The 12,330-nt window shown below is 58.8% G+C and carries 10 protein-coding genes; 5 read left to right on the plus strand and 5 right to left on the minus strand.

The window, feature by feature from the left end:
* The 3 genes from msub_RS07985 to msub_RS07995 all read right to left on the minus strand — a co-directional run bounded on the left by msub_RS07985 (position 1) and on the right by msub_RS07995 (position 4,669).
* Positions 1 to 564 (minus strand): CoA transferase, encoded by a 564-nt coding sequence (locus msub_RS07985; RefSeq protein ID WP_227506669.1) that lies wholly within the window; start codon positions 562 to 564, stop codon positions 1 to 3.
* A 241-nt stretch (positions 565 to 805) separates the two neighbouring features.
* A complete protein-coding gene (locus msub_RS07990; RefSeq protein WP_048495516.1) occupies positions 806 to 3,433 on the minus strand; it encodes a penicillin acylase family protein in 2,628 nt (875 codons plus the stop codon).
* Positions 3,434 to 3,547: 114 nt separating this feature from the next.
* Entirely contained in the window at positions 3,548 to 4,669 is a 1,122-nt protein-coding gene (locus tag msub_RS07995; RefSeq protein ID WP_048495517.1) for a CaiB/BaiF CoA transferase family protein, read from the minus strand.
* A gap of 185 nt (positions 4,670 to 4,854) precedes the next feature.
* Here msub_RS07995 and msub_RS08000 point away from each other — a divergent pair, with 185 nt between their 5' ends.
* Positions 4,855 to 5,874 carry an AraC family transcriptional regulator gene (locus tag msub_RS08000; RefSeq protein ID WP_048497028.1) on the plus strand — a complete coding sequence of 340 codons (1,020 nt, stop codon included), beginning with the start codon at positions 4,855 to 4,857 and terminating at the stop codon, positions 5,872 to 5,874.
* 10 nt (positions 5,875 to 5,884) lie between these two features.
* Here msub_RS08000 and msub_RS08005 read toward each other — a convergent pair whose 3' ends face one another.
* Both msub_RS08005 and rmuC read right to left on the minus strand, forming a co-directional pair.
* Positions 5,885 to 6,730: a hypothetical protein gene (locus tag msub_RS08005; protein WP_048495518.1), complete on the minus strand. Its 846-nt coding sequence runs from the start codon at positions 6,728 to 6,730 to the stop codon at positions 5,885 to 5,887.
* Positions 6,731 to 6,735: 5 nt separating this feature from the next.
* Positions 6,736 to 8,226: a DNA recombination protein RmuC gene (gene rmuC / locus msub_RS08010; protein WP_048495519.1), complete on the minus strand. Its 1,491-nt coding sequence runs from the start codon at positions 8,224 to 8,226 to the stop codon at positions 6,736 to 6,738.
* A 288-nt stretch (positions 8,227 to 8,514) separates the two neighbouring features.
* On the opposite strand from rmuC, the gene msub_RS08015 reads away from it, so the two are divergent.
* The 4 genes from msub_RS08015 (at position 8,515) to msub_RS08030 (ending at position 12,312) form a co-directional block, all read left to right on the plus strand.
* Positions 8,515 to 8,904 (plus strand): hypothetical protein, encoded by a 390-nt coding sequence (locus msub_RS08015; RefSeq protein WP_048495520.1) that lies wholly within the window; start codon positions 8,515 to 8,517, stop codon positions 8,902 to 8,904.
* Positions 8,905 to 9,051: 147 nt separating this feature from the next.
* The gene (locus msub_RS08020) at positions 9,052 to 9,849 is read left to right on the plus strand and encodes an ATP-dependent zinc protease family protein (RefSeq protein ID WP_048495521.1); all 798 of its coding nucleotides are present in this window, start codon (positions 9,052 to 9,054) and stop codon (positions 9,847 to 9,849) included.
* Positions 9,846 to 11,363, plus strand: coding sequence for an inactive transglutaminase family protein (locus tag msub_RS08025; protein WP_048495522.1), 1,518 nt, complete (start codon positions 9,846 to 9,848; stop codon positions 11,361 to 11,363). The genes msub_RS08020 and msub_RS08025 overlap by 4 nt, the downstream gene beginning before the upstream one ends.
* Position 11,364: 1 nt before the next feature.
* Entirely contained in the window at positions 11,365 to 12,312 is a 948-nt protein-coding gene (locus msub_RS08030) for an alpha-L-glutamate ligase-like protein (protein WP_048495523.1), read from the plus strand.
* Positions 12,313 to 12,330 lie beyond the last annotated feature (18 nt).

Below are 12,330 nucleotides of genomic sequence, written 5' to 3' on the forward strand. Positions count from 1 at the left end.
TCACCGAGCCCCAAACCGAATCGCACACCCCAACTGCCGCTGCATCACCCCACCCCCCCGATCCGCCTCAACCACCATGCCCCTCGCCTTCAACTGCGGATGCTCCGCCGCTTCGGAAATGGTCAGCACCGGTTCAACACAGGCATCCTGCCCGGCGAAAATCGACTGCCATTCTGCAAGATCCTTGTCCCGGATCTTCCCGGCGATCGCCTCTTTCAGGGCTTTCTGGTCAAACGCCTTCTGACTGAGCGCCAGACCTTTCATCTCCGACAGACCAAGCGTGTCGCACAACCGGGCAGAAAACTGAGGTTCGAGGCTGCCAACAGACAACCAGCGTTCATCCCGGGTCTGGTAATAGTCGTAGAAGGATCCGCCGTTAAGCAGGCCGGCCTCCGGCTTCTGCTCGACACCACCAGCCAGGCATGCGGCACCGGCCATGGCGTTCAGTGCAAACGCCGCATCGGTCATGCTGATATCAATAAACTGCCCTTCCCCGGTCTGCTGGCGCTGGATTACGGCTGCCAGGATGCCCATCACGGCCTGGTGCGATGATCCACCCGCCACATCCCCAATCTGGTGACCAGTTCAGCCACCTGAGACAGGTATTCTGGAACCTGAAGGGCGACGCGTTCGTGGGCCTGGGGCCAAGACATGCACGGACAGGCACCTTTGCCACCATGTGTGAACTGGTGATTGACTGCCCTCCCCTGGAATCGGTGTACCGGCAGACTTTCCAGTTTTCGCGGCTGGAGGGTGTATATGCCCTAAGCTGAAAGTGCAGGTCGAATCTCCCCTGCTTAAAAACCTACTGAGAAATCACCGTCTCGCCCTGGGGCAAGAGGTTGGCCTCTATCTCCCGCTCGGTAAACGGAATCTGGCGGTATTCCTTATTGGCGTACTGCACGCTCTGATCACTGAAATAGGGCGACATGGCATCGGTGGACTGGGAGTAACTAACGAGCCCGTAGGCTTCGGGGCCGTGATCGGTAAACTCCAGGCCAAAATGCCAACTGGTACCCCGGGCCATGAGCCAGCCGTCTATACCCTCTGACCCATCAGACAACCCGGCCGTGTTAGCAATCACCTCCGGGGCAATCCGCGGGAACCGGGTGTCTTCGGCGAATTCGCTGGTGACCACACCTACGGCATTGAAGGTGCCGTCGATGTTGCCGTCACCTCCGTGCCAGGGGATTGGCTGTATCTGGAAGACCGGCATTGCGCCACTGCCCGGGGCTACCCCGCCAGAGGGTCGATAATATTGAAGGTCACCCAGCGGCTCGTCAGGCCCAATCCCCTGGGATTGCAAAGCGAGCACGCCGCTGGCAAGCGACTGCAGCATGGTATCGTTCGGGGTTCCCGCATTCTCCCGGGCGGGATCAGCGGGGGTTTCCACCGGGTTCTCCGGGTTGAAAGGCGTGGTCAGGTCTGTGTCCATCACGTTTATGTAATTTGCCATGAAGACCCGGAAAATATGGGCGCCGACGCTGTCGCTGTTGTACAGCCCATCCCACCCCTGCAATGCCTGGCACCAGGAAGACAGATCAACGCCGTTGACCGGTGTCGAACCGATTGCCTCACACCGCTGCCGAAGTTCTGGGAGGAACTGCTCCGCGTACCAGGCACGGTTGTTCCAGATAACACCGATCAGCTCCTGCGCATTGAACTTGCCGTCCTGGCCCGCCGGAAGAGGTGCAGCGGGGAAGCCGGGCGCCATCGGATTCTGAAGCATTTTGAGCCCCAGCCGGGTGCGGGCATTGATCGGCGCCCGCTCCTCTCCGAAAAGCGGAGAAAAGCCGGTCAGGAACTCTGCGGGATTGGTGGACCAGTAGCTGCTGTTCGAGTTCTGCACCCAGTCCGTGCGCACCAGCTTGGGCTTCTGGTCATAGGGCACCAACGGCCCGCATTCGGTGTCCACCCAGTCTTCGGTTGACGTGCTGCCATCCAGCAACGTTACGCCCTCGTCAAACAGCATCCGATATAACGGGCTTCCGGCCCGGCGTGCGTTCACAAGCGCTATCGCCTGCTCGGAGAGGTTAGGCACTGAACTGCTATCGATATAGAAGGCATTGCCCTTGGCGTCGGCGTAGGTGGTGTTGGTCCAGAGTGTGGAGCCGCAATTCTGGAACACGCGCTGGAACTGGTTGAGGTTATTGGCCCGGCTCATTTGCAACCAGGTATCCAGGAGGCCTCCGGTGTTGGCGTTGGCATCCCGGTAGGTCATCGCCACCGGGCTCTGCGGGTTCAGGGCGCCGCTGTCGCCCCACGCCGGCAGATTGCGGTCTATGGCATTGGCGGCGATCATAGGGCCGTACTCGGAGAAATAGAATTCCCGCTCCAGCACCACAGGCTCACTCATCCCCATATCCACTTCGATCTGATAGGTCTCCGTTCGTATGGGCGTTTCCACGCCATCTTTCACATAGGTCAGGTTGTCGCCTGCTTTCAACACCAACTCGTACCAGGTGAAGCGACGACTGGTCGATACCGTATGGGACCAGGCCAGTGTCTCATTGAAGTTGATCAGTGGAATGGCCGTACCAAGAAGGCCAGCCCCGTGAACATTCAGATAGCCGGGAACGGTCATCTGAACCTCGTATAACCGCCGGGGACCGGTGTAGGGAAAGTGCGGGTTGGCCAGGAGTGCGCCCCGCCCCTGCTCGGTCATGGTCTTGCCCAGGCCCCAGGCATTGCTGGCGAGCCCCATATCGGCGATCTTCTCAATTGATCCGGCGCCTGCCCGGGCCGTGGCCACCACCTGGCGTTTCAGCTTTTCAAGGGTCTCCGACTCCGTGACGGAGGCCACCACCCTCGGCGCGGGACTTACGCCAGGGGGCACGGCAAGAAACAGAGCCCCCGTCGCAAACTGCTCTCCGCTGGCGTACTGGCCAATCAAACGATAATGCGCAAGCAAGTCTACCGGCGTGATCTCGGTTACCCAAGGTTGATCACGGCATTCACTCGGAAGATCCCCGGGCGCGGTTTCCCTTACATACCGGTTGTAGCCTTCGGCAAAACCCTCGGTTAATGCACGGCTTTCGTCACTCAGCGTGCGATATTCCCGCTCGGCACCACTGTATATGCCCTGCGCCTTGTAGCTGAAATCATTAATGATGTTCAGCCCTACGCCCAGTGCAGTGTCTGGCCCCGGGCCAAAATACCTGGCGCGCTCACTGCGTGCTTTGACGATCGCTTCAGCCAACACACAGACATTATCCTGCGCCTGGGCATAGCCATGGCCGAAGGCTGCAGACTTCAGGTTATCGGCGGTGATATGGGGCACCCCACCGGTGGTCCGGCGGATGGTGGCCTCAAGCTTTCCGTCCACCGGAAAAAGCTTGGCTTCAAAACAGGCTGTCAGTAATGCACTTCCAGCGAACAGCACAGCAAGACCGAAAGCCCGGCGTGAGCGGTCAGATATCGTCCTGATCTTCATGGCGTCATCCTTGATACAAGTTGTCTATAAATTCACCGTTATGGTGTTATTAATAAAATTAGCAGAGCCCATCCGTTAGGCCAGAATAGTGAATGGGTTTTTACGCCGGGCACGTCATAAATAGTCGGCGTTGTCCGCTCCCAACTTCCTGCCAATCCACCGCGCCTCGGCCTCTGTTTTCTCAAACTTGATCGGGAAACCAATCTGCTTCTGCTGGGTTCCATCGCCCCGGTCAACGCCGATCACCATGTCCCGCGCCTTCAACTGCGGATGCTCCGCCGCCTCGGAAATGGTCAGAACGGGTTCCACGCAAGCGTCCTGGCCGGAAAAAATCGCTTGCCAGTCGGCCACCGACTTCGCAGCAATTTTTTCCTTCAATGCGGCTTTGAGCTGTTGCTGGTGTTCCGGTTTCTGGCTCGTGGCATAGCTCGCCATATCCGGGATTCCCAAGGTTTCGCAAAGACGGGCGGAAAACTGGGGTTCCAGGCTACCAACCGACAACCAGCGGCCATCGCTGGTCTGGTAGTAGTCGTAGAAGGAGCCACCGTTAAGCAAGGTACTTTCCGGTTTCTGCTCCTGGCCGCCAGCCAGGCATGCGGCGCCCGACATGGCGTTCAGCGCAAATGCCGCATCGGTCATGCTGATATCAACAAACTGCCCTTCTCCAGTCTGCTGCCTGTGGATGACCGCCGCCAGTATGCCCATGACTGCGTGATGGGAGCCGCCTGCCACATCGGCAATCTGAATGCCCATCGGCGGTGGCCCGCTGTCGGCACGGCCGCAGTGGCTGCTTACACCCGCCAGGGAAAGGTAATTGATGTCATGCCCGGCGCGGTTCCGATAGGGGCCGGTCTGGCCGTAGCCGGTGATAGCACAGTAGATAAGATCCGGCCTGACCGCCTTCAGAGCCTCGTAACCAATGCCGAGACGGTCCATCACGCCCGGTCGAAACTGCTCGATGACGATGTCATAGCCTTTTATCAATTCGAGGATCTTTTCGGCACTCCCTTCTTCTTTAAGGTTGAGCCCGATAGACATCTTGCCACGGTTCAGAAAACTGTGGGCCGTGCTCACGCCCGCATCGTGAGGCGGCATAACCCGGGTCAGATCGACCCGATCCGGCGCCTCCACCCGCAATACCTCCGCCCCCATATCCGCCAGCAGCATGGTGGCGTAGGGCCCGGGCAATAAGGTGCTGAAGTCCAGAACTTTCAGTGAGGTGAGCGGACCGGCCATGGTAATCTCCTTTGATTGTCAGAATGGGTATTGTTTTCTCCATGCTGCCCGGTTTTGCCTTTGGGGCCAACTGCCGGTTCCATCATTCCCATTGGCCGTTTCTGCCAGTCGGCTCTGTCGCCTTCGGTTGCATTGTTCTGCCGGGGTTTTATGATGGGTTTCGTTTTCATGGAATGGCGAGCGTGATGTCTGATCTGACGGTTTCGAAGCACTTTGTTCAGGCCGCCCTGGTGGGTGCCGAGAGGCTCCGTTTTGATACCCGAGAGATGCTTCTGGAAGCAGGTATTTCTCCGGATTTGCTCCGGATTGAGATGGCCAGGGTCAGCAGTGATCAGTTCAGCCACCTGATGCAGGTACTCTGGAACCGGATGGGCGACGAATTCATGGGCCTTGGCCCCCGGCAGGCCCGGACGGGCACGTTTGCGACCATGTGCGCGCTGGTCATGGACTGCCCCAACCTGGAATCCGTGTATCGCCAGGCCTTCCAGTTTTCCCGCCTGTTCGAGCCCATGGTCACGATGGAGCTTGAAATCGGGGAGGACAAGGCGCAACTGGTTACCCGGATTGAGGGGGAGATTCACGACCCCTGCTTTTTCCTGAGGGAAAGCATCCTGGTGATCTGGCACCGACTGGGCAGTTGGCTGATCGGGCAGCCGGTTGAGCTGGTGAAAGCCGAGTTTGATTACCCGCGGCCGCCCCACGGCGATGAATACCGGCACATTTTCCATTGCCCACTGGCGTTCGAGTCGGATAAAACCGCCCTCACCTTTGACAAGCGATTCCTCTCGGCACCGGTGATCCGTGACAGGCCCGAGATGCGGCAGTTCCTGAAAACCTCGCCCGCCGATCTGTTATCCCGCCCCGATGAAAGCAATACGTTTACCGGACGCATCCGGGCGTTGATCGGCCGGGATTTCTCAAAACCGCTGCCGGATTTCGAATGGATTGCGGCCGAACTCCACACCAGCCCGCAGACTCTGCGGCGGCGGCTGAAACAGGAAAATACTTCGTTCCAGGAGATCAAGGATCTGTTGCGCCGGGACATGGCGATTTACTACCTGAGCCGGCATGAACTTCCCATCAATGACATCGCCGCGAAGGTGGGATTCACCGAGCCCTCAACCTTCCACCGCGCCTTCAAGAAATGGACCGGGGTAACACCGGGCGCTTACCGGGAAGGCGAGAGAGGCAACCTTCCCGCCTGATTCAGTAATCCTATTGCGTCTGGGTGCTACGGATAAGGAGCCCGAGTGTGTCGGCGATGTCCCGGGCATATTCCCGGTTCAGGGCAAGCTGGAACAGCCGGGAACCATCTCTGGGATCGTATACCCAACAGGTTGATACGGCAGGCTCACAGCGCCATTCCACTTGCGGGTTAATGCCGAAAACCGGGATCGATTCGGTGCTTCGTACAACCCGACCGTCGTCGCCGCGCCGCACTTCCTGAATCTGGAGTTCACCGCCCAGAACGCTCACCCGATATTCCACGTCGGCGGGCCGATCAAGCCGGACCACCGTCTGGTCCTGCCGCCAGCCCGCCAACTCCAGCAGGCTGTTGATGTGCAGCGTGAGCGCCTCGCGGTCTGAATCCGCCAGATAGAGCTTTCGAAGGGAAGCCACCCGGCCATCTCCTGCCGGCTTGATCACAGCAATCCTCTCCGGTTCACCGGCACCGGGAGCCGCCAGGGCACTTTCTTCTCTCGCCTTCTCAATATCGGTAATCAGCTGCAGGGATTCCTGGTAATGGCTTCCTTCGGCTCCCGCGCGGGTCACGTAGTTTTCCAGGGCTGCCTGGGCCTCATTGAGGTGAGACGAATGCTGCATTACCCGGCCACGGTAGAAATAGTAATCGACCGGCTTGTCCCCTTTCAGTTGCTGCAACCGGTTCAGGTACTCGGCGGCCTCGCCCCATTTCTGCGCCTCTACCGCTTCCTGCGTTGCCAGCATCAGTCTGCGGGTTTCATGCTCTGGCGCCAGCGCCAGTGCGTGCCCGGCCATAAGCACCGAGGCAAGGATGGCCCCACGGGCCAGCCGGCGACCTGTTCCAAACGATACTGACATGGCTTTTACTCCTGCTTGTTATCCGCACCCACGGTCTGCTCTTCAGTATCAGGCAGATCAGCGTGATATGCGATTCCGGACTCTTCGCCGTCGTCCACTTCGGCCTGATCCATGATCGCTTTCGGTAATTCCTTTTTAACCCGAACGCCCAGTTCAACAAAGCGGTTTGCCTGGGAAATCAGGTTACCACGGCCCCTGGTCAGGGTGTTCATGGCCGAATCGTAGGATCCTTGTGCAGTATGCAGCTGGCTGCCCAGACGTTCCATTGCCTCAACAAACACCCGCAGCTTGTCATACACCGCGCCCGCCCGTTCGGCAATACGCCGGGCGTTCTGGCTCTGGCGCTCGTACCGCCAGATGTTTTCAATAGTGCGCAGTGTGGCCAGCAGTGTGGTGGGTGTTACCACAATAATCTTTCGCTCGAAGGCTTCTGCGAATAGGTTCTCGTCCTGCTGAAAAGCTGCCACAAACGCCGGCTCTATGGGCATGAAAAGCAGTACGAAATCCGGCGAATGCAAACCATGGAGCTGGCTGTAATCTTTCTCGCTGAGGGTGCGGATATGGTTCCTGACCGCATCCACATGCTGCTTCAGGGCCTCGTCTCTTGCCTCGGTGTCTTCTTCCTCGATAACCCACCGCTGGTAGGCCACCAGCGAGACTTTGGAATCGACAATCAGGTTCCGGCTGTCAGGCAGGTGAACAATCACATCCGGCCGGTAGAGCTGGTTATCGCCATCCCGATAGCTCCCCTGGGTATCGTATTCAATCCCTTTCCTCAAGCCAGACTTTTCCAGAACCCGCTCAAGGATCAGCTCACCCCAGTTGCCCTGGATCTTCTTGTCGCCCTTCAGTGCACGAGTGAGATTGGAGGCCTCCTCAGTAATCTGGCGGTTCAGATCCTGCAGCGATTTGATCTCACTGCGCAGGGCCTGCCGGTCCCGGGTTTCCGTGGTGTAAACGTCCTCCACCCGCTTCCGGAAGTCCTGTAACTGGTCCCTGAACGGGTTGAGCAGCGTATCCAGGCTGGTGCGTGTCTGCTGACTGAACCGCTCACTTTTCTGCTCAAAAATCCTGTTGGCCAGGTTCTCAAATTCCTGTTTCAGGGCGTCACGATTGCGTTCAAGCAACTCCAGTTTCTCGGTGGTGGACCGGCGCTCGTTGGCGAGCGTTACCTCCTGCTCCCGCAGGGAAACGCGAGCCTCTCCCAGCTCCCGGGCGAGTTGGTCCGCTTTTGCCTGCAGGCCCTGGCGCTCACGCTCCAGTTCACCGATTCGCTGCTTGCGGCCTTCCAGCTCTGACTCCGTTGCTGCCAACCGGTTCTCCAGGTTCGTCGCTTGCTGTCGCCAGTGTTCGATAGCCTGCTCATCCCGCCGCCTGGCAGCCGCTCCCCTCAGCAATAGCCCGGCCAGCACGAGTGTCAGAATAATAAACCCGAGCACCAGCCCAGACATCAGGTCAGGCCGGGACAACATCCATTCCGTGATGGCTTCAGGCACCGCGCAGCACTCCCCTTGGAAATCATTGAATAATCAGACGATAACTGTTCTTGAAACTGCAAGACAGTCTACCTCAGGAAGGGAACCTTTTACCCGGGGCGCCGCCAAACGGGATGCTTGCACGAAAAAGACCAGGACTGTTCAGCAATTATGCAAAGCGCCGGCATCCATCTCTGGACGCACAGCGTAATATCGTCTAAAAGGGTAAAATGTTCCGTGCCTTGATGGTTATTACCTTTTTTTAACCGCATTCCGGGCAAGAACCAGATCAAAAACGGATAACCGATCATGCTGAAAGAACTGTGGCGAAAACTCGGGGCGGACCTACTGCAGGCAGACTGCCCCATTCAAGAAAGCCACGCGGATTATTTCGGCGAGGGTTCTTCCGGGCGCCGGGGTGAGTTCCGCATTCTGCCTCACATTACCCACACCGGAGAGTTCCACCTCGAACGGCTGACCAACATTCTCGAATCCCGGTATGGCAAAAACTTCGGCATGCCCTCAAGCCGTGATGACAGCGACGAGGGTATCCGGAACCTGATCAGCTTTGCCGCCCGGATTCAGGATCAGGACGTGCAACGGGAGTTGCTGCTGTTCTATCTGAACTGCTCGCCGGTCATTCAGGAATACCTCCGGTCTGAAACGGTACTGGGCGAAGGCCACTTGCTGTCACGGTAAACAAGATCCCCCCCTTAAACATCTGTAAATCAACCACACAGGTTGGATGCTGTATACTCCCGCCCCGGTTTTATCTGGATTGACATACACAGTCCGTCACAAGCGCCTGATTCCGCGCATGACAGACTGCCGGCTCGGGGGATTTTCATGGGTTTTAAACGTTTTCGGGCCGGTCTGCAAAAGCTTCCCGTCGTTCTGATCACAGGCAGCATCCTGCTCTCGGGCTGTTCGGCAGACCGCTATTTTATGGTGCCAAAAACCGATCTGAACGAGCTCGGAGCGTCGGTAAAAATCCAGCGGGCGACCCTGGTTACCATGGAGAGCAACGCCTCCATCCGCCACCAGCAGGTTATGACCCAGAGCCAGTCGGCCACTCAAGCCATATTGCAGGCGATAGCCACCCAGGTAGAGAAGCCTGAATGCCCACCGATACCCGCCCGGAGAGCCTGCCCCGCAACAGACTCCTCAAAAGGCCGGGCAGACCGGCTCAAGGGTAAAGTCATTGTTGGTGAAGTCGAGAATTTCTATCTCGCCGGCCCGGGTCTGATCTACAAGGCCCGGATCGACAGTGGTGCGGAAACCTCCTCTATTAATGCCCGCAACATCACGCGTTTTGAGCGCGACGGCAACAACTGGGTACGGTTTGAGGTTCCGGTGCCCGGCACTGATGAGTTTGTAACCCTCGAAAAGGAGGTTTCCCGGCGGGTGCGGGTTATCCAGGCCAGCGCTGAAGAAGCGGAGCGCCGGGTGGTGGTCGAGCTTCAGTTCTTTATCGGCGACCATCAACAGGTGGCCGAGTTCACCCTGGCGGACCGGAGCAACCTGACCTATGAAGTTCTCATCGGGCGGAACGTCCTGCGCGATGTGATGCTCATTGACGTTGGCAAGGAGTACGCAACGGAGTTGCCTGAATCCATCCGCACCAGCAACGGGGACGAATCGTGACCGGCCGTTCCCGCCTGCCCTTCTATGTCGCCGTGTTCCTGCTGATTACCGCTGGCATTTCATTGGCCGTCTGGCGCCACATTGAGCTCGGAATCCCCTGGCTTACCGGCGAGCAACGCCCGGTCTGGATGGTCGAGGCACGAGTGGACTTCGATGCGGGCAATGGCCCGGTGCTGGCCAGCCTCAACATTCCGCAACAACCACCGGGCTTCAGCATTCTGTCTGAACAGGCCGCCTCGCCCGGTTACGGCTTTTCGATCATCGACAGCTCCGGCAGCCGTCGCGCGGAATGGAGCAAGCGGGAGGCCTCGGGCCCGCAAACCCTGTATTTCAAGGCCCAGTTTGTTCCGGACCCCACGGCACAGCCCGCGATACCCGGCCGTAAGCCAGGCACCCGACGGGTATTCTGGGAAGAGCCCGAGGCTACGGCGGTGCGGGAAATACTGGCTCAGGCCAGAGCCCGTTCGAGTACGCCAGAGAGCATGACCCGCGAGTTGATCCGGCTGATGCAGCCGGACACCCGAACGCAGAACACCACGCTGCTGATCGCCGAGGAGAACTACCTGGATCTGCTGGTCGGTATGCTGAACCATGCCGGCATCGCCGCAAGAACCGCCGACGGGCTCCAGCTTGAAGACGCCCGGCGACGGCAGCAGCTTATGCCCTTCCTCCAGATTTTCAATGGCAGGGAGTGGCTGACCTTCAACCCGAAAACCGCCGAGCAGGGCGTGCCGGAGAACCTGCTGCTCTGGCGCCAGGGGTCGTCCTCGCTGCTCGATGTGATTGGCGGAGACAACTCCGAAGTCAGCTTCTCCATGCTCCGGCAAACGGTTCCGGCACTGCAGCTTGCCAACATGCAGTCCGCATCCAGCGGCCTGGGTTTCCTGAGCTTTTACGAGCTGCCCATCGAAGAACAGAGCATGTTCCGGATGCTTCTTCTGCTGCCTCTGGGCGCGCTGATGGTGGCCTTCATGCGGATCGTGATTGGTATTCGCACCTCCGGCACCTTTATGCCCGTTCTGATTGCCGTGGCGTTTGTCCAGACAACCCTGGTCCCGGGCCTGATTGCGTTTCTGTCGGTGGTCGCCATCGGCCTGTTGATGCGGGGCTACCTGTCGAGCCTCAACCTGCTGCTGGTTTCCCGGATATCGGCATTGATTATCCTGGTGATATTCATCACCGCCGGGCTTAGCATCATCGGCTACCAGATGGGGTTCAACACCGGCATGACGGTCACCTTCTTCCCCATGGTCATCATTGCCTGGACCATTGAGCGCATGTCCATCCTCTGGGAAGAGGAAGGCGCGCGCGAGGTCGTGGTCCAGGGCACGGGCAGTCTGTTTGTCGCTATCTGCGCCTATTTGCTGATGAGCGCGCCTCTTGCCGGCCACCTGACGTTCAATTTTCCGGAATTGCACCTGGTCATCCTCGGGCTGATTCTGCTGATGGGCCAGTACACCGGCTACAAGCTCAGCGAACTGAAGCGCTTCACACCGATGAAGGTCTACGACTGACATGGACTGGATATCGCCACGAGCGCTCAATCGCCTGGGAATGCTCAACATGAATCGGCGCAATGTGGATTACATTGCCCGGTACAACGAACGCTCGTCCTACCCGCTGGTGGACAACAAGCTGAAGACCAAACTGGTGGTGGCCGAATACGAGGTCAAGACTCCCAGACTGCTTCAGGTGGTGCGCCAGCAGCACGAAATCTCCCATTTCCGGGAAATGGCGGAAGACCTGCAGGGATTTGCCATCAAACCGGCCAAGGGCTCTGGCGGCAAGGGCATTACCGTGATTACCGGCCGCGACGGTGAGGAGTATGTCAAGGCGTCCGGAGCCCGGGTTAACACGGCCTATCTTGAACTCCACCTGTCCAATATCCTGGCCGGGCTTTACTCCCTGGCGGGAACGCCCGATGTGGCGATTGTTGAAAGCCTGGTGGAGTCCGCGCCTTCCCTGGCCAGGTATTCCTTCCAGGGGGTTCCGGACATCCGGATCATCGTATTCCGGGGCTACCCGGTGATGGCCATGCTCAGGCTTGCCACTACCGCTTCTGATGGCAAGGCAAACCTTCATCAGGGCGCCGTCGGCGTCGGCCTGGACATCGGCAGCGGCAGGAGCCTGAACGCGGTGCAGTTCAACCGCCCCATCACGCTTCATCCGGATACCGGCCTGGCGCTTGGGAGTATAGTCATTGATGCCTGGCCCCAAATGCTGGAAATGGCCGCCCGCTGCTATGAAGCCACGGGGCTGGGCTACATGGGAGTCGATCTGGTGATCGACCACAGGGAGGGCCCCCTGCTGCTGGAGCTGAATGCCCGGCCCGGGCTGGCGATTCAGATGGCCAACGGCCGTGGCCTGTTACCCCGCTTGCACACCATTGAAAAGCTCAAACGCCCGCACTTCACGCCTACCGAACGCGCCCATTACGCCATGACCACGTTCGCCAGCGTGTAACCGGGCACAAAAAAACCG

This window comes from Marinobacter subterrani (genome assembly GCF_001045555.1).
GTDB lineage: Bacteria > Pseudomonadota > Gammaproteobacteria > Pseudomonadales > Oleiphilaceae > Marinobacter > Marinobacter subterrani.